The organism is Limosilactobacillus reuteri subsp. reuteri (assembly GCF_000016825.1).
Taxonomy (GTDB): Bacteria; Bacillota; Bacilli; order Lactobacillales; family Lactobacillaceae; genus Limosilactobacillus; species Limosilactobacillus reuteri.
Genome location: NC_009513.1, coordinates 731,812 through 750,045, shown reverse-complemented (window position 1 = coordinate 750,045; position 18,234 = coordinate 731,812). Strand labels below are relative to the sequence as shown.

Sequence of the window (18,234 nt, the reverse complement as noted above, 5' to 3'; positions counted from 1 at the left end):
ATTTTTAAAAAAGGACGCACTACATTGAGTACGTCCTCCTTTTGACCGAACGCTTAGTTCATTTGGTCCTTAACTTCTTGAGCAAAGTCATCTTGCTTTTTTTCGATTCCTTCACCGACTTCGTAACGAATGAAGGACTTCAACTTACCATTCTTGCTTGAAACGTATTGTTCAACAGTTTGGTCAGAATCCTTAACAAAGTCTTGATCTGCTAAACAAATTTGTGAAAGGAACTTGTTTAAACGACCTTCAACAATCTTGTCAACGATCTTTTCAGGCTTTCCTTCGTTTAAGGTTTCTTCCTTGAAGATAGCACGTTCATGGTCAAGACGTTCTTGAGAAACATCATCACGAGTCATGAATTCAGGGTTGATAGCTGCAACGTGCATTGCAACGTCTTTAGCAGTGGCATCATCAGCACCTTCTAAGACAACCAATGCAGCAATTTGACCACCTTGGTGTAAGTATGCACCAAAGCTATCGCCGTCATCCTTTTCTACAACAGTAAACCGACGAAGGCTAACCTTTTCACCAGTTTTTTGTGTAGTACTGATAATATCATCATTTAATGTACCATTTTCAGTCTTGATTTCTAATGCTTCTTCAACATTAGCAGGCTTGTTTTCACTAATTAACTTAGTAACCTTCTTCAATAAGTCCTTAAATGGTTCACTAGCAGCAACGAAATCAGTTTCTGAATTCAATTCAACGATTGCAGCTGTATTACCATTAACAGCAATATCAGCTAATCCTTCAGCTGCAACACGGTCACTCTTCTTGGCTGCCTTAGCAATACCCTTTTCACGAAGGTAGTCCATTGCTTTGTCCATGTCACCATCACTAGCAACTAATGCCTTCTTAGCATCCATGATACCGGCACCGGACTTTTTACGTAATTGCATAACTTGAGCAGCTTTAATTTCAGCCATGACGAAATCTCTCCTTTTATAATCTTTTTTTGAAAAAAGGGCTGTTTAGTACTTAGGCCAGAATGGTCCGTACAAAACAGCCCAAGAATTTAATGTTTTTAGTCTTCTTTACCTTCAACGCTGTTCTTCAAGTTCTTTAATGAATCTTCGCTAACAGTTTCGTTAGCAGCGTTATCATCAGCAGTTTCTTGTTGAGCATCGTCTTGACCTTGCTTACCTTCAACAAAAGCATCAGCCATCTTTGAAGTGATTAAGCGAACGGCACGGATAGCATCATCGTTTGATGGGATAACGTAATCAATGTCGTCTGGGTCAGTGTTAGTATCAACCATAGCTACGATTGGAATGTGTAACTTTTGAGCTTCCTTAACAGCGATTTGTTCCTTGTGAGGATCAACAATGAACATAACATCTGGGATCCGTGGCATATCTTCAATACCACCAAGGAAACGTTCAAGCTTTTCACGTTGCTTAGTTAAGACAGCAACTTCCTTCTTAGGAAGAACATCAAATGTACCGTCTTCGCTCATCTTCTTAAGTTCCTTCAAACGAGCGATCCGTGATTGGATAGTCTTCCAGTTGGTCAAAGTACCACCTAACCAACGGTGGTTAACGTAGTATTGACCTGCACGAGTAGCTTCTTCTTCAATAGCATCTTGAGCTTGCTTCTTTGTACCAACAAATAAAGCAACACCATCGTTAGCAGCAACATCCTTCATGTAGTTGTAAGCAGTATCAATTAACTTAACAGTCTTTTGTAAGTCAATGATGTAAATACCGTTACGTTCAGTAAAGATGTACTCTTCCATCTTTGGGTTCCAACGACGAGTTTGGTGACCGAAGTGGACACCGGCTTCAAGCAATTGCTTCATAGATACAACAGACATAAATATACCTCCAAATTGTTTTTCCTCCCCAGTCTTCTTCTGGCAATGGGACTATTTAAGCACCCTCACCACCATCATTCTGGGTGTGAAATTGGCGTGTAACACCGAAATATAGTATACAAAAAACCTTGCAAACTGACAAGGTTTTTCACTTAACTTATTTTAAAATTTAACTAGTTTATCTGAGGTGCCAGTTTTAATCAAATCTAGATTGGCAGACAAACTCATCTTAACCATATTTTTGATTGCTTGATCAGTATAAAAAGCAATATGTGGCGTGATTAAAACATTTGGCCGGTCAACTAAATCTTTAAATTCGTCATAATCAACTTCTTGGAAATTAATTTGCCGGTTAAAAATCTTGGTTTCACCAGTCATTACGTCTAGAGCAGCTCCTCCGACTTTACCGCTATTCAATGCTTCAATCAATGCCTTTTCATCGACTAATGGTCCACGTGCAGTGTTAACCAGTAAGACCCCGTCCTGCATCATTGCAAATGTTTTTTCATTAAGCATTTTATCTGTCGCTGGAACATGAGGTAAATAAAGTGAAATAATTGTTGCCCGTTTATATAATTCATCAAGGCTAACGTATTCAACAATTCCCTCTAGTTCCTTATTTTGGTGACGGCTATATGCAATCACTTTTGCACCAAAACCAGCAAAGATTTTAGCCGCCGTAGATCCAATGTTTCCTGTTCCAACTATCCCAACAACCTGCTTATTCATTTCCTTAGCAATATGCGGTGCCCAGTTATAATCTCCTTTTGCTAACTTCAAATAAAATTCTTTTGTTCGACGTAAAAGGTTAAGTGCTTGAGTAACTGAAAATTCAGCAATCGCAGCTGGGGAATAAACCGGTACATTGGTAATTTGAAAACCAAGTTCTTGTACTAATTCATGGTTAAGATTATCAACCCCAACATTTCGCAATGACATCTTTGTAATACCATTAAGTGCTAATTGACGTAAGGCCTCGTCTGAATAAGGCTTTTGCTGGAATACTACTACTCCATCGCTTCCTTTAGACAAGTTAACTGTGCTTTCGTCTAAAAGTTTCGTTGTTGAGTCTACAGTTACTTCAGGATGTTCCTCTTGCCATTCCTTAATGTAAGGAACTTCATCCTGATAAACACCATACATATAAATCTTCATCTTAATTCCTCCGTAGTTTCAATAAATCGACACCATGGTCTAGTAAAAATTTTTCTTTTTGGCGGCGGGTTTGATGTTTAAAATAATATTCCGCACTCAGGGCATCATGCTTTGATTCAAATTCCTCTGAATAAATAAGCTTTAGCGGATGACGCTTTTTCACACGAGTATATTTTGCCCCTTGATAAGTCTGATGAGTATGAAAGCGTCGTTTAACATTGTTGGTAAAGCCACAATAAAAGCTATTATCTGCACAATACAATACATAAATATAGTATTTTTCACTTGCCATATAATAACTCCTGAATCGCTGGAGTATACTCGTTATCTGCTCCATGAACAATCAATGGTGGTACTACTTTTACTCCTCCAGGTCGACCATCCTTAATCACTTCAAGCAACAAAATATTCGCATCACGATCAGGTTTAGGATGAATAAACTGAATTCTTTTAGGTGCTAATCTATTTTCCTGACACACTTGCAAAATCTCACCTAAACGATCTGGACGATGCACAAGATACCCATGACCATTCATTTTTAATAAGCCACTCATTTTTTGAATAACTGTCACTAAATCAGTCGCTATTTCGTGACGGGCAATCGCTAAAGCTTTATTTGGATTCTTCTGGCTTTGGGCTGTAACTGGGAAATAAGGAGGATTACAAAGGACAATATCAATCGAATCCTTAGAAATATAATCATTAACGTTAGCAATATCATCATTAATGACGGTATACCGATCTTGTAAATCATTTAGCATAATTGTCCGTTCAGCCATATCCGCAATCTGTGGTTGTAATTCAACTTCAGTAAATGTTCCGCCAAGCTTATCGTGGAGAAAAATGCCGATTGCCCCATTTCCAGCACATAAATCAACAATTTTTAATTTCTGTCGATGATTAGGACGCACAAAGTTTGCTAATAAGACAGCATCTAACGAAAAAGCAAAATAATGGGGATTTTGGATTATCCGTACATCCTGACTATATAATTGATCAATTCTTTCATCCTTTTTTAGAATATTTCTGTTTTCCATTATGTCCTCCATTATTTTTGTACTTGCAAGATCCACTTTTTTTCGTCATACTGAGGAACGAAAACTTAATTTTGTTATAGATTGGAAGATTGACATGTTGTACACTTTCCTCGTTAAAATCGTTAATCCATTTTTAAATTTGATTAACGGACGACCTAAAATATACAATCGGGAAAACATCCCTGAAGGCAATTATATTATTATTGCACCTCATCGTACTTGGATGGATCCTGTCTTACTAGCGCTTGCCGTATGGCCTAAAAAATTTAGCTTCATGGCTAAAAAAGAACTTTTTAAGAATCCAATTGCTAGCAAATTCTTGAAAGCACTAAATGCCTATCCAGTTGATCGGAAAAATCCAGGCCCGTCTGCTATTAAAAAGCCGGTTACAATTTTAAAGAAAACTGACTTATCGACCATTATTTTTCCTAGTGGATCACGCTACTCATCCAAATTAAAAGGCGGGGCCACCGTGATCGCTAAAATGGCAAACGTCCCCTTAGTTCCTGCTGTTTACCAGGGACCCCTAAAATTTGGTCAGCTATTTACCCGTAAGCCGCGCCAAATTGCATTTGGGAAGCCTATTTATATTGACCGAAAGCAACGGCTCACTCCCGAAGTACAGGCTGACTTAGAAAAGCAAATGCAAGACGCCTTTGACCAATTAGATAGACAAATTGATCCCAATTATAAATATATTGTTCCTCCAAAGCCGAAGAATGACGAATTTTAATTTCCAATATAAAAGGATGTGATAATTATCACATCCTTTTATATTATTTACGATTCGACTTTTTAGCTTGTGCTTTCATCGCTTGCATCATTTGATGTAATTTACGACTTGATGGTTTTTGTCCCATTTGAAGCATCATCGTCCGCAGCATCTCTTCCGAAATCGGTGGATTATTGCGGAGGTAGTTTTCCATGTATTTACGTGCACCAAAGAAGCCGATAACCAAACCGACTAATAATGCAAGAATCATTAGCATGATCGTCATACCCACAATTACTTCCTCCTTTGCTCGTTACCTATCCATCTTACACGAAAGAGCAATTTTTGAAAAGAGCAAATCGCTGTTAATCGTCACGAAGTCCTTTTTTACGTTGGATTTCACGAACCTTTTCAGGAGTAACTTCTTTCCCTTCTTTATCAAAGATCCGCATCATTTCAATATTACTACGCATTGCTTCTCTAAAGTTCTTTAGGTACTCCTTACGTAAACGATCTCGTTCTTTTGTTTCTTCTTCAGTTAAACCTTCTTCTTTATTCTTATGAGCAAGTTCATTAATTCGCTTCAATAAAGCATCTTGTTCTTTAGATTCAGCCATTATAATCATCTCCTTAATAAAGTCGATTTTACTTATTTTATAAAATCAATGCAAATCGCGAACGTACGTTTGAAATATGCATCTATCTATGATAAGCTTAACACAATTAATGATAATGAGGTGTCAATATGGCAAAGCTAGCAAAAAATAAACAAATGGCCGTCCTAAATTATATTCACAAACAAGTTGAAGATCATGGCTATCCACCAACTGTTCGTGAAATTTGTAGTGCTGTTGGCCTGTCTTCAACTTCAACAGTTCATGGACACATTTCCCGCTTAATTGAACAAGGATTCTTACAAAAAGACCCTTCTAAGCCTCGAGCACTTGAGATTACACCCAAGGGACTTGATATTTTAGGTGTAAAACCGATTCAAAAAGAAATTCCAATGCTTGGTGTTGTTACGGCTGGACAACCAATTTTAGCAGTCGAAAATGCTACTGAGTTTTTCCCGATACCTCCTTCTATTCAAGATAATAATGATTTGTTTATGCTTACCATTCGCGGAACTAGTATGATTAAAGCAGGGATTTTTAATGGCGACCAAGTAATCGTGCGTAAACAATCCACTGCTAAAAATGGTGATATCGTTATTGCAATGAACGATGATAATGAAGCTACTTGTAAACGATTCTATAAAGAAAAAACACGTTTTCGTTTACAGCCAGAAAATGATACGATGGAGCCAATCTTCTTAGACAATGTTAAAATCCTTGGTAAAGTAGTGGGACTATTTCGTGATCATATTTTCTAAATAAAAAAGGAGTCCATTTTGGGGCTCCTTTTTTATTAGGTTATTTAGCTTCATAAATCCGTTGGTGATCTTTTTGTCCTTTAAGAACGAAAGGCAATGGATCATCAGCAACATCAAATTCGATATCCCGATCATTCATTCCTAATTGACTACTAAATAGTTTTTCGTATTCTGCCACCGAAACCTGATGACGATGTTTTAGTTCTTCTTGAATATTATTCATATAATGCTCGTAGCCATCTTCTAGGATTCCTGTGTAGAACTCTCCTTCTGCACCAGAACCATAGCTAAATAACCCAATTCGGCTTCCAGCTCTTAAGTCACTATTTTGTAACAATGACATTAATGATAAATATAGGGAGCCAGTGTAAAGATTGCCAACTTGACGCGAAAATAGCTGACTTGCGGTTAATTGTGTTCGTAATCGTTGAGCTACCTCATCATTACGATCTTTAAGCAACCCTTCTAACCCTTTCTTTCCCATTTTAGTAAATGGCATATGGAATGTAAGGGCAGCAAAATCTGCTAATTCTCGACCAGTTAATTGCTGGTAACGGGTAAAAGTTTGAAGGAAAAATTCAATATAAACATTAGTAGAGTATTTTCCATCTACTAAAGCTTCTGTTGCATATAACGGCCGCCAAAAGTCCATTATATCTTTGCTATAAGCGACAGTTGTATCTTCAAGGGTTAGGATGTGAGGGTTCTGTGAAATCAGCATTGCAACTGCTCCAGCTCCTTGAGTCACCTCTCCTGGAGTATTTAATCCATAACGAGCAATATCAGCAGCGATCACCAATACAGTTTCTTGAGGATTAAGCGCCACTACCCCCTTTGCAAATTGGATAGCAGCTGTCGCAGAATAACATGCCTCTTTCATTTCTACCGTTCGGATAAAGTCGCTAAGTCCTAATAAGTGTTTAATGTAGATTGCACTTGCTTTTGAATTGTCAATCCCTGACTCAGTTGCCACAATTACTGTCGAAATATTTTTTTCTAATTCTGGAGTAAGCAATTTTTTCGCTGCCGTAGCTCCTAAAGTCACAATATCTTGCGTAGGTGGCACAACTGCCTGTAGATCCTGTCCAATTCCAATGGTAAATTTATTAGGATCTACGCCGCGTTCTTTTGCTAATTCAACAAGATCTAAATAATCATTTGTTGTTGCAAAAGCCATTTTGTCAATACCAATTCTCATTTCTTATCATCCTCTTGTCAAATAATTATAACTGATCCATCGTTTTATTTAGTAATTCATCGACCTTATTATTTCCAGCATTCGTTGCATGACCCTTAGTCCAATCAAAATGTAAATTAGGGAATTGAGGTAAAAGGGTAACTATTTCTTCCCATAGCTTCTGATTTGCTACCGGCTTGCCACTAGCAGTTAACCATCCCCGCCGTTGCCAATTAGTTAACCAGCCTTTCATAATTGGGTCTAGTACGTAATGTGAATCCAAAATCGCTGTAATTGGTTGATCTTGGAGGCCAAGTTCTAATAGTTTAGTTAACGCTTGGATTAAAGCTGTAATCTCCATTTTATTATTAGTAGCCCCGAATTCGCCAGCCGTTCCTGTATAAGCTTGATCTTTAGTTTGAATAAAATAAGCCCAAGCTGCTTTATCATCTGCCTTAACATGCTGCCCCAACTTATTGCCATGATTACGGGAGCCTCCATCAGTATAAACAAGAATATTATCAGAATGATCAACTGCTTTAGTCGAGGGCACGGTATTTCCCGTAGCCTGAAGCCATTCATTAGCACCTTTAAGTGTTAAAAAACTTTTGAACTTAGCATTTGGATATCCATTAACTTCCTTCTGACATTCAGCCCAAGTTTTATATATTCCCGGATGACGACCTTTTTTGACTGCATAATATTTTTTTACCATAAAAATCCCCTAATCAAATTTCAAATTACATCATATATTAGAATATCATATCAGCAAGAAATCATTTCTGCAAAATTATTAAATAGCTATTTCCTTGATTGATATTCTCTTTACGCTTTACAATTTTTTTGTTACAATGATAAAGTTGAAATGGAGACATACTCAAGTGGCTGAAGAGGACGGTTTCGAAAACCGTTAGGCGTGTAAAAGCGTGCAGGGGTTCAAATCCCCTTGTCTCCTTAGATAATTAACCAGAATGTTAAAGGGTTGTTCAAATTGCTTTATATAGCGGTTTAACAGCCCTTTAATTTATCGCAACATTTCAACATATATCACTTTTTGTTCTCAAAATGTTCTCAATATCTTCTGGCTGGCAAGATACATATCTACTTATTTAAATACATATTCCAATCGTCACAATTTACGTGGCGTTTTTTATTTATCATCACAAAAAAAGTTTTCTCGATTTCTGGAAACACTACCCTTGGTTTAATTCCTTCTCTAACAAAACAAGATGATCAATCACCCGTTTTATACTTTTTCATTTCGTTTGATAGCAAAAAAAGCCGGACTAATTAAAGCCCGACTAAGGAAAATATGGATATTTATTCTACCAAATTAAAAATAAGAAAGCCATTAAAGACTTTAACCCACACTCAACAAAATATGCCTAATAGACATTAAGCACTAATCAAGCAATAACATTAGTCAGTCCACACATCAAAGAAACCATTGTATTCTTGTCCGTCACGACTTTATACTTCCTATCGCTTAACTAAGCGACAAGAAAACGGTTATACTTTATTTCCATATAACCATCCCCTTTCCAATTGAATAAAACTTTCTACTATGGTGACTTTGATAGCTATATTCTGGAAGGAGTTTACAAGGCTTGAAAGAAAATAAATACTGTAATGCTGGCTGTATTGCTCCAAACACTTAATGTTCACGGGAAGTTTTACTCACTTCCCGTTATTAATTATACCATACATTTTAGGTATATAACGCACCAATCTATACTAGTTATCTATACAAGCCCCCGCAATTGTTGAATCATGCTTAACACTTGGTAAGGGGTATTTGACATGTCAATACCTCTATTTTGATACCAAAATTGCGCCAACATCTGAACAGCAAACGTATATTGTTCATACTGGGTTAAGTCTGCTGTGGGGTTTACAGCGTTTTGTACATAAGCCTTAGCGTTCTTTAGATAATCCTTGATTAATTGGTCTTCTTCTTCACCGTCAAGATATAAGGCTTGCTTAAAGTTGTCTACTTCCCACTGCTCTACATCAAATTTCATTAATTTCACCTTCTTTTAGAACACATCTAGGTCTAACTTTTTAGCAACATCTACTATAAATTGATCACGTAACTTGTACGCTTTTGTAGTGCTACACCATATATCGCCAGTTGCTACTAGGTTCTTTATCGTCTTATGATTAGGGTTAAAATAGCATTCTTTAATTATCTTCTGGGTACAGTCCCCAGCGTCTTGTAATGCTAAGTCAATAGCTTCTTTCTCACGTTTTAAGCGGTGCATATATCTATCTTGGTCAATGGTTATTAACATATCATCGTAATAAGTCCACGGGCGATTAATAGCACGTCCACCGCCTACATTTTCATCTCTTTTGTGGAGTGGGTGCATTAGTTCAAACTTACGGCTCTTTAGTTTCTTATCAATTGAAGGATAATCTTTCAGTATTACTATTACTAGACTTTTTACTTCTTTTCGCATTAATACACCTCATAAAAAAAGAGTGGGCGATATTGCCCACCCTGTGCTAGTAGCTATTATTTACTTTCGGTTGCCTTAGTTGTGGTTAAAGAGAGATTGAAAGCAGCGTCATTACTAATTGGTTGGTAGTCGTTACGGACGATAACAGATAAGCCTTGACTGTAACTATCGAACTTGTCCCATTGGGCTGTAACTTGATTACGCCGGAATACTGCTACCGCTTCTGAAATATCACCTAAAATCATTGGATGTGAACCGTCCGTGTTATCTGGTAAGAACTTATTACTAATCTTAACAACGGGTTGACCAAGTAAAGAAAATCCACTAGGAGCGGTTACATCTGGTTGTAATAAGTAACGTCCTTCATTGTCTTTCAAAGTATCTAATACTTGGAAAGCTGATTGATTTACTAACCATGTAGAAGTACTTTGTAAGGCTGGGTCAAGGTCAACGTTGAATACTTGCTTCAAGTCATCAACATTAGCTACGGTTTTCTTAGTAAAGTTATCGCCTTGTAATACCTTGATAATTTCAGCGTTATCAGTGTTATCAACTAACTTTTGAAGTTGGTTCTTTACTTCAGATACAATATCAACTTCTGAATCGTCAACAACTTCATTTGATAGTGCAATCTTACCGGCACGGGTCTTTACATCAAACTTCACATCTTCAAACATATTAGCGTCTACATCAGCAATTTCTGCTTGTTCTTCCTTAGTAGTAAGTACCGCTGTGTTGTAACGGGTAGCGATTGGATAATGACCGGAACCAGTCCCTACAGTCTTTACAGTAGCGTACTTCGCTAAGTTATAAGCACTGTTCTTTAAGTCTAGGACTGGAGTAACAACTTCTTCTGGGATAACAGCTTCTGCCCCCTTAGTTGTTAATCCGTCACGGGTTTCACCACGTGAACGAATGAAGCTTTCAAAGGCGTTAGCTGGTTGTTCTGTATTGTTTTTGGGGTCTAAGATTGTGTGTTGCATTTTATTATGTTCCTCACTTTCGATAAATTGGTTGTAACTACGAATGCTTGTTTTATCTACATCAACATTTGTCTGATCATATGAAGGCACTGTAACGGTTGAAACCTCAAATAAATCTTTAATCTGATTAACGGTGCGTGTAATTTGTCCGTTGTCGTCACGTGTCCAACTGTCAGAACCATCATCAACATCAAAACGGAAAGACATAGAATTAATGTTCCCATTCTTAACATTATTAAGAGTGTCACTTGCGTAACTTACACTTGGATCAATAGTTGCCTTGAAGTGAAGCCCCTTATCGTCCACATCAAGTTGTAATGAACCAGCCTTAACGCTTGCTAGTGGCTTAGTGTAGTCGTGTTGATCAAGCATAACTACATTGGATAGGTCTACGTTATCAAGGGCGCTAGGGTCAATCACTTCAACAAAACCGCCTAAGTCCTTGCTGGGTTGATTAAAGAGTAACGCATAGCCTTCAACTGTATTAGGCTGTGAGGCTTGCGTTTCATCTTGGTTGTCTTGCTGGTCTTTTGTTGGGTCTTCTTTAGGGCTTACCGTTTGTAAACCTGCGTTAGTTGTTAGTCGTTTCTCCATTGGCTGTAACTCCTCCTTCTTTTTCAATAAAATTATCTCCATTAGTTACTGGCACTAAATTAAGTAAGGCTCGGGCTTCATTGCGTGTGTAGATACCGTTAACATAACCATCAACTGCCATCTGCTGTTGAGCGGACGGGTCAAGGCTTAATAGCTTGCTATTATCAAAGCTAAAATCTTGCCCTAGCTTGTAGTTCAATTCAGAAGTAAAGCAATCTTCATAGTGCTGTAAAGTACCTTGTAAATACTGAACGTTACTTTGTTGTTGGTTGCTATGCTCGTTTTCTACACCTAAACGCTCGGGTGGTAGTCCGAACGCTTTCGCAATTTGACGGGTATTCCAGTCATTAGAATTTACTAGCTTTAACACGTCTGTATTAAGTGGTAGGCTTTTAACGTCCATACCATCATCAGTAACAATTGTGTTAAGTGAATTATTACCGGTAGTTGCCTCATCAAATTGTTTTCTAATATTCTCTTTACCATCCGAACTAAGATCAGCTTGGTGGACTTGGACAACTGTTGTGCCATGAATTCCATTATTAAAGAATCCAGTCATTAACCTGTTTCCAGCCGCCTGTATCTTCATTTCATCTTTTAGCGCATACAGTGGCGATAGTCCGACTAAACCATCACGGGTAAAATACTTAAAATGTAAGATGTTAGAAGAGGCAATTACTCGCTTAATACGTCCATCTGGGCTGTATGTGTAAGTCAGCTTTTGCGTTACATCATCTTGCTGGACAGTTAATTTATTGTTAGGAATAAAATTTAGCGTGTGTGAACTTAAATCAATTTCGGCAAACGCATTACCATTTAATAGCATTTCAACCGCTAGGGCGTACTTGAAACTTCTGCCGTCCATTAACTCGTTAGGATGATCATTAATCATCTTGTTATATAGGCTAGAACTAGACTTAATCGGATTACTGGCAAGATCACCAGCGATAGAACTAATTGCAGCAAATATATCACTATTACGTAAAGCCGAAGCACTAACATAAGCATTAGGATCATTACTGGAAAGACTTACTAGAGCCTCTAGAAATGGATCTTGTGCGCTTGTAGTCGTTGTTCTCTTACTAAATAGGCCCATTATCTACCCTCCTTTACTTGTGATTATCAGAATAGTTAATCATGAAAGCTAGAACAATCATTTCAATACCAAGAAAGCCAATCCCAAACAACCAACCGGTTAATCCTATAGCACTGATCTCCATTAGAACGCCTCCGGTGATCAACAAAACCGGTTTAATATAGCTAGAAAAGATTTTTAGCAGTTTCATAGTATTCATTTGTACGTTCTTGCTCCTTTCTCTTAGCGAAGTAATCATAACCAGCCGCCCAAGCATCCATAAGAGCCGCAAGACAATCAATTTTATTTTGTTTTCTAGTCTTATCAAGTAAAGCTTGACCATTAAAGTTATATTTCAATATTGCATTTTCTACGTTGTAAGCTAACATCTGATTGTTAGTGTGAAGAATGTTACCAGCAATTAATTCTTCCTTAAAAGTCCCAATTGGTACCGATAAATTCTTATAGGATTGTGTTAACTGAAGTTGTGGTAGTCCTGCCCGTTCAAAACGATTAACAAGATCAGCCCATTTATAAGGGTCAAATACTAAGAATTTAACATTGAGATTATACTTACCGATTAGGTCCATCACGAAATCATATACGGAATCATAATCAATCAAGCCACTTTCTAATGAACTGATTGAACATTCCCCACGTTTAGCAGCCATTTCATAATCAATCCCATCACGTTTTGATTTAGTAACAATTCCACCATAACGAGATACAAAGGCGTGGGAATCAGCGTAAAACTTTTCATCTTCTAACGGAACTAACCAACTAATCGCCGTTAAATCTCGGCTTTTTGATAGATCAGCACCAATATAAACATCTCTATTACTAATATCTGGAGCTTTTTCAATCAATCCATGTTCCCAATCTTGCGTACTAATATATGAATTTTCATTCTGCTGTACAAACATATTCATATTCTTTACAAGTACGTTATTAATATTATTTTGTTTTGTGGCTACATCTAAATCATTTTGAATGTGTTCCCTCATTGTCTTAGCAATCTTAGGATTACTCATCAAAGGATTAGCTTTAATCCACATCTCGGGGTTAAATATTTCTTCTTTTTTATCAAGGCAATACATAACCGCAAAGTAACGATCATTTTTAATTTTGCTGTTAAGTATATCGGCTGCATAGTCCCATTCATTTTTGAAGGGTGAATTAAGATTAAAACCAGCAGTAGAAATAATCGCTAGAATACCATTGTCTTGTTGAGCCATACCCGAATTCAAGGCGTTTAGAATAGTGTTATCTTTAGCTTGGTGATATTCATCGACTACGCCCAGTGTCGGGTTATAACCGTCCGTACTGTGGGTATCAGTAGATAGTGGAATTGCGAAGCTACCTGTCTTTTTGTCAGTCACCCGTTGTTTATTGATTTTCACTCGTTGCCTTAAATATTTTGAATTACGCCGTAAGTTTTCTAGTTGGTCACTCATAATATCAAACGCAAGGTGTGCCTGCTGGGAACTGTTAGCAGTAAATAGTATTTGTCGGTTACGGGCTGGTTGCTTTTCCATTAGAAGAGACACAACGCCAATCGCTGCCAGTAAGAAGCTCTTTCCATTTTTACGGGCTTCACTTAATAGAATCCGATTGAAGCGCAATGAATTATCGTCTACCTGTCGCCAACCATAGATATTAGATAAGATAAACACTTCAAATGGCTCTAGCTTTAATGGTTCACCGTTTGTTTGTGGTAAGCTCTCAACAAATTTAATAACCTTACCAGCATACGTTTCAGAATAATAATAAGGAAAGTCATCGGTCTTTTGCTTTTTCATGTCGTCTAAGAAGCGCTGGCAAGCATGAGTAACTAACTTACCGGCGACTAACTCACCTTTAACAACTGAATTAGCGTATTGAATAGCTCTATCCATTATGACAACATCTCTTCAAACTCATCAGTAGGAGCTTCTTCACTCATTGCCTTGTGGACTTCTAGGCGTACCCGTGATTGTGGGCTAAGTGCCATTTGACTATCAATTGACTTCATTTCTTTAATAGCCTTATCACGTGCCATGTAGTAAGGTGACTGCTGTAATCCTCGTTTTGTATCAATAACTACCCCAGTACGATCAATCTCTTTAGTACATTTGATAATTGTTGAATACAAAGTACAGTGAGTAGCGATTAAACTAACATCTAGTTCGCTAATAGGGGCACTCTTCTTTAAGAGTGGGACAATTCTACGCCATTCCTTTTTTGCTACATCATCAAGCCATTTAGGGGCGTGAGATGTTAAGTTTGGGTATTCTGCCAATGCTTTTTCAGCGTCTTCACGTTGTGCTTTTTCTGCCTTAGTAATATGACCTTCTGGACGGGTCTTCATTGGTTGAACCAAATATTTTACCTCCTTCTATTTATTTAGTGACACCATGTCACCATTTGTTTAAAAAATAAAAAAACATCATTTCATATTCAATTATCGTATTATTTAACCCTTATTATACCATATTTGAATAGTTTGTTAAGTTCAATGCCTAAAAGTTATAATAAAAAATCCTTGACATTTGAGGCTCTAAATTTTTTAATAAAGTTGAAAAGAAAACCATACAAAATAAAAAGAAACGTCTTGAAATCTTCGGATTTTAAGGCGTTTTTTTGTAAAGGGAGAATTTTTTTAAAAGAAACCCCCACCATTACGGCTCCTACCGGTCTATACCAATAGCGGGGGTATTAAAATTATTTCAGCTATTCATATTTATTTTCCTTTCTCGTTGATGATCTTTTCTTGTCTTTTCTCGGTGACAACGATAGCAAAGTGATTGTAGATTAGTTGAATCCAATCTTTTACTCCAATCTTCACGTATAGGTACAATGTGGTCAACTAAATCAGCTTTTTTTACTATTCCCTTTCGTAAACACATAACACAAACTGGGCTTTTCTGGAGCGTTTGACGGCTTAATTTAACCCACTTACTCGTTTTGTAGAATCTATTATAGTCATGAGGAGCTTTGGCGCTTCTTTCCATTCGCTTTTTGTATACTTTTCTGTTGTATTCATGTTTCTGTTCTTTGGTCATCTTTTTATAGTTATCTCGTTGCCAATGTTTACGCTTGTCTTCATATTCTTTTTGTAGATATTGATGTTTTTTACAAAAATATTGACCTACTGGAATCACTTCCCGACAACCAGCAGCACTACAGAATCTTACTACACTCATTTGATAACCTCCTATGAAAAAAGGTACCGCATAATACGATACCTCCATAATTTACAGATTAATAATCTCGATTACTTTACTCAAAGCTTTTAGCTTGCTGATATTCCAGTCTTTAATATCGTTAACCGTTCTCGTCATACAAGCTTCTAACTCTGATAGATTAGCACTATAAGGATCACATTCACTTGCTTTATACCTCGCGATAGTTAACCAATCTTTGCGGCTTTCCTCTGCGTCCTTACAAACTGCCACACGTGCTATATACTTTGCTAGCTCTGTGTTCTCTGGCAATCCTAAATCTATAGCTAATGGTAATGGACTGCCATTTACTGAGACTAATTTTAAACTATAAAGCGTAGTATACATATGATAATTAGAAGGATCATCACCGCTTGCCTCAATCATTACATTAATAAAGTTGTTATACTCTGGGTGCGTGTTGACTGTTAATTTACTCATCCCCATTTCACCTCTTATTTATGACTATCAAGCTTGCGTAAGGTTACAGTATTATACGCCAATAACTCATCATCAATTGACCAACCAGCAACTTTATAGATATTGCCATTGTATTGTGCTTCTGGATATTTCTTCATATCCGTTAAATCTTTCTTGTGACGAACTACCAATATAACATCATCGGTAATTGAACTACCTGCCTCACTAATAGCTTGACTAGCACTGATTGAATAGTTACCACAATGTACTGTCACATCTCCTACAAAACCTGTCATGATCTTACCAGTATTCGGGTTACGTTTCCCCGTACCACCTTCATGACCGAATGTGACCTTATGCTTTAATCGTGTAATTGCGTATTTATTACTTCGCATTTAATTATTCCTTTCTGCCTGTACTTGCAGATACAAGCAATAGTAGAACGTTTGCAGCCGTTCTAGTGAAATCTACTGTTACTTTATTTTTAACTCCTTAATAGGCTTTTCACCTATCCGGTGGTATGTGGTCACTGCCTCAAAATAAAAGTACGGTAAAAGCAGTTTTAATTGTTAATTTTCATCTCTTCAATTGAAAATAGTTTTTACTTTTATCGGTTACCCCGTTTCAAGTACCCACAATCGCCTTTATATCAACATTTATATGGTAACCGATAGGATATAAAGGTAACCGATACATTGCAGTTACTTAATATAGTAACCCGAAACTATCGGTTACCTCAAAATGCTTTCGGTTACCTTTAAATAGCTTTATATCAAGCTTTATAAGAACTTCTGCAAAGGTAACCGATAAATATAAAACTATAACTAATTTTTAAGAGCAATTCCTTTATAACCTTTAACATTTTTACCGTTAATCTTAACTGTAGTGTGTTTGTATCCTCGTGCTATTAGCTCTTTCGCAAACTTACGATTACTAAGACAAGGAACAGCAGTATTTTTACAATACTCTTTATAATTGCCATATAGATATACCGATTTTTCTTTATCGTTCTCATTTGTAGTACAACAATCGTTAATCCAGTTGCCGATATTGTCATTAGCATTTACCCAGCTTCGCTTTTGCTGTTCCATGTATTCAGTCACTGGAAACTTACCAGAATCAAGTGCTTTTTTATAAGATTTTAAGCATTCATAGGCAAATGCTGGCATTTCTCTTTTAAAGTCTTGCTCTTTGAATTGCTCTTTAAAATGTTTAATCTTATGGAACGTTACAATAATTGGTCGTCTTTTAAATCCGTCTGTAAAATCATTGAAGGCTGGTAAATCATTAGCGCTAAAAATCAATTTAGCTTCATTTTCAAGTTTAAATGGATCTTTATATTTAAATTGAGCTGTTGTAGCGTCGCCACCAGTTAATGTTTTAATAATATTAGTCTGTTCCATAAATTTGGGGCTTATATCAGCAAAAACATTAGCAGCTTTATGATACAGCTGAGAAGTAGCAAATTTAGCTTCTTTTTGGTCGGATAATGCTTCTAAAGAAACGTTTGAAACGTTAGGCTTCCCTATTAACTCCATTAGTTTATTTAGAAATGTAGATTTACCATCCCCACCCAACCCGTATAGAATCATATAAATTTGAAAGTCCTTAAAACTACCTGCTAAAGCAAAACCAATAAAGGCTTTTACTGTTTCAATTGCTGTTAGGTCATATTCATCTTGTAGTTTTCCAGTATCATCACGGATTTCTTTAGTTGAGGGTACTAATGATTGTTTTAACCATTTATTCCACGTTGTAGCTTTTCCTTTTGTTTCTAATTCATATGGTCTATTTTGTAAAAGATAGTTCTCTGGTGAATTATCTTCTAAAGTGTCCGTCATCAAGTTGTAAGTGTGTTTACCAAACACTGCTTTATAAGGTGCTGGTTGATCAAATGGATTGTCTTCTACAATTTCTTGTGAATCTAAGGCAATTAATTTAGAAACCGATGCTAATAAGTTCGTTCTCCATATTCCATGAGGTACAATTTCATTTTTGATTGATTTTTCAATGACTGAATCAGCGTAATTTTTCCATTGTCTACTTTTAGGATCGAACCAATAGCCGTGTTCTATAAATTGGTTGGATGTAAAGTGATACTTTTTTTCTAAATATTTAGCCAACTTAATTTCATCAACCAGTTTATTTCCTTTATCACTTACAGTTAACCATTCTGGAAAACTATTGTTATTTACTAAGTCATCAATATTAGCCATATTTTCCCTCTCTTTACA

Annotated in this window: 21 protein-coding genes and 1 tRNA gene; 3 read left to right on the top strand and 19 right to left on the bottom strand. The window is 36.8% G+C overall.

The annotated features are described in order from the left end of the window. Positions 1–53: 53 nt before the first annotated feature. From tsf to LREU_RS03665, 5 genes are all read right to left on the bottom strand, one after another. Positions 54–929, bottom strand: coding sequence for a translation elongation factor Ts (tsf, locus tag LREU_RS03685; protein WP_003666861.1), 876 nt, complete (start codon positions 927–929; stop codon positions 54–56). Between the two features lie 98 nt (positions 930–1,027). Beyond that, the gene (rpsB, locus tag LREU_RS03680) at positions 1,028–1,816 is read right to left on the bottom strand and encodes a 30S ribosomal protein S2 (RefSeq protein WP_003666860.1); all 789 of its coding nucleotides are present in this window, start codon (positions 1,814–1,816) and stop codon (positions 1,028–1,030) included. 162 nt (positions 1,817–1,978) lie between these two features. Beyond that, positions 1,979–2,971: a D-2-hydroxyacid dehydrogenase gene (locus tag LREU_RS03675; protein WP_003668196.1), complete on the bottom strand. Its 993-nt coding sequence runs from the start codon at positions 2,969–2,971 to the stop codon at positions 1,979–1,981. A gap of 1 nt (position 2,972) precedes the next feature. Then, positions 2,973–3,263: a GIY-YIG nuclease family protein gene (locus LREU_RS03670; protein ID WP_003668197.1), complete on the bottom strand. Its 291-nt coding sequence runs from the start codon at positions 3,261–3,263 to the stop codon at positions 2,973–2,975. After that, positions 3,253–4,008, bottom strand: coding sequence for a tRNA1(Val) (adenine(37)-N6)-methyltransferase (locus LREU_RS03665; protein ID WP_003673237.1), 756 nt, complete (start codon positions 4,006–4,008; stop codon positions 3,253–3,255). Before LREU_RS03665 ends, LREU_RS03670 begins: the two co-directional genes overlap by 11 nt. A 94-nt stretch (positions 4,009–4,102) precedes the next feature. Here LREU_RS03665 and LREU_RS03660 point away from each other — a divergent pair, with 94 nt between their 5' ends. Further along, the gene (locus LREU_RS03660) at positions 4,103–4,741 is read left to right on the top strand and encodes a lysophospholipid acyltransferase family protein (RefSeq protein WP_003668200.1); all 639 of its coding nucleotides are present in this window, start codon (positions 4,103–4,105) and stop codon (positions 4,739–4,741) included. Between the two features lie 43 nt (positions 4,742–4,784). On the opposite strand, the gene LREU_RS03655 is transcribed toward LREU_RS03660, so the two are convergent. Both LREU_RS03655 and LREU_RS03650 read right to left on the bottom strand, forming a co-directional pair. After that, positions 4,785–5,012, bottom strand: a complete 228-nt coding sequence (locus LREU_RS03655; RefSeq protein ID WP_003666855.1) for a YneF family protein — start codon at positions 5,010–5,012, stop codon at positions 4,785–4,787. Between the two features lie 73 nt (positions 5,013–5,085). Further along, positions 5,086–5,337: a DUF896 domain-containing protein gene (locus LREU_RS03650; protein WP_003674333.1), complete on the bottom strand. Its 252-nt coding sequence runs from the start codon at positions 5,335–5,337 to the stop codon at positions 5,086–5,088. 128 nt (positions 5,338–5,465) lie between these two features. Here LREU_RS03650 and lexA point away from each other — a divergent pair, with 128 nt between their 5' ends. After that, positions 5,466–6,092 carry a transcriptional repressor LexA gene (gene lexA, locus LREU_RS03645; RefSeq protein WP_003668202.1) on the top strand — a complete coding sequence of 209 codons (627 nt, stop codon included), beginning with the start codon at positions 5,466–5,468 and terminating at the stop codon, positions 6,090–6,092. Between the two features lie 40 nt (positions 6,093–6,132). Here the strand turns inward: lexA and LREU_RS03640 are convergent, their stop codons facing one another. Further along, on the bottom strand, positions 6,133–7,290 hold the full coding sequence (locus tag LREU_RS03640; RefSeq protein ID WP_003668203.1) for a hydroxymethylglutaryl-CoA synthase: 1,158 nt from the start codon (positions 7,288–7,290) through the stop codon (positions 6,133–6,135). 25 nt (positions 7,291–7,315) lie between these two features. Beyond that, positions 7,316–7,984, bottom strand: a complete 669-nt coding sequence (locus tag LREU_RS03635) for a ribonuclease H family protein (RefSeq protein WP_003668204.1) — start codon at positions 7,982–7,984, stop codon at positions 7,316–7,318. Positions 7,985–8,136: 152 nt separating this feature from the next. Here LREU_RS03635 and LREU_RS03630 point away from each other — a divergent pair. After that, a tRNA-Ser gene (locus LREU_RS03630) sits at positions 8,137–8,224 on the top strand. Positions 8,225–9,011: 787 nt separating this feature from the next. Here LREU_RS03630 and LREU_RS03625 read toward each other — a convergent pair. The 10 genes from LREU_RS03625 to LREU_RS03575 all read right to left on the bottom strand — a co-directional run bounded on the left by LREU_RS03625 (position 9,012) and on the right by LREU_RS03575 (position 18,216). Further along, positions 9,012–9,290, bottom strand: a complete 279-nt coding sequence (locus LREU_RS03625; RefSeq protein ID WP_003668205.1) for a head-tail connector protein — start codon at positions 9,288–9,290, stop codon at positions 9,012–9,014. A 15-nt stretch (positions 9,291–9,305) separates the two neighbouring features. Next, positions 9,306–9,728 carry a DUF722 domain-containing protein gene (locus LREU_RS03620; protein WP_003668206.1) on the bottom strand — a complete coding sequence of 141 codons (423 nt, stop codon included), beginning with the start codon at positions 9,726–9,728 and terminating at the stop codon, positions 9,306–9,308. A 56-nt stretch (positions 9,729–9,784) separates the two neighbouring features. Further along, the gene (locus tag LREU_RS03615) at positions 9,785–11,305 is read right to left on the bottom strand and encodes a phage major capsid protein (protein WP_011953433.1); all 1,521 of its coding nucleotides are present in this window, start codon (positions 11,303–11,305) and stop codon (positions 9,785–9,787) included. After that, on the bottom strand, positions 11,283–12,401 hold the full coding sequence (locus LREU_RS03610; protein ID WP_003668208.1) for a phage portal protein: 1,119 nt from the start codon (positions 12,399–12,401) through the stop codon (positions 11,283–11,285). Before LREU_RS03610 ends, LREU_RS03615 begins: the two co-directional genes overlap by 23 nt. A 164-nt stretch (positions 12,402–12,565) precedes the next feature. Then, complete coding sequence (locus LREU_RS03600; protein WP_003668210.1) at positions 12,566–14,275, bottom strand: terminase large subunit; 1,710 nt, start codon at positions 14,273–14,275, stop codon at positions 12,566–12,568. Beyond that, on the bottom strand, positions 14,275–14,739 hold the full coding sequence (locus LREU_RS03595; protein ID WP_003668211.1) for a phage terminase small subunit P27 family: 465 nt from the start codon (positions 14,737–14,739) through the stop codon (positions 14,275–14,277). Before LREU_RS03595 ends, LREU_RS03600 begins: the two co-directional genes overlap by 1 nt. Before the next feature lie 346 nt (positions 14,740–15,085). Then, on the bottom strand, positions 15,086–15,562 hold the full coding sequence (locus LREU_RS03590; RefSeq protein WP_225349836.1) for an HNH endonuclease signature motif containing protein: 477 nt from the start codon (positions 15,560–15,562) through the stop codon (positions 15,086–15,088). 51 nt (positions 15,563–15,613) lie between these two features. Then, complete coding sequence (locus tag LREU_RS10730; RefSeq protein ID WP_011953432.1) at positions 15,614–16,021, bottom strand: hypothetical protein; 408 nt, start codon at positions 16,019–16,021, stop codon at positions 15,614–15,616. Between the two features lie 14 nt (positions 16,022–16,035). Next, complete coding sequence (locus tag LREU_RS03580; RefSeq protein WP_003668220.1) at positions 16,036–16,395, bottom strand: head-tail adaptor protein; 360 nt, start codon at positions 16,393–16,395, stop codon at positions 16,036–16,038. A gap of 429 nt (positions 16,396–16,824) precedes the next feature. Next, on the bottom strand, positions 16,825–18,216 hold the full coding sequence (locus LREU_RS03575; protein ID WP_003668222.1) for a DNA primase family protein: 1,392 nt from the start codon (positions 18,214–18,216) through the stop codon (positions 16,825–16,827). Positions 18,217–18,234: the final 18 nt, after the last annotated feature.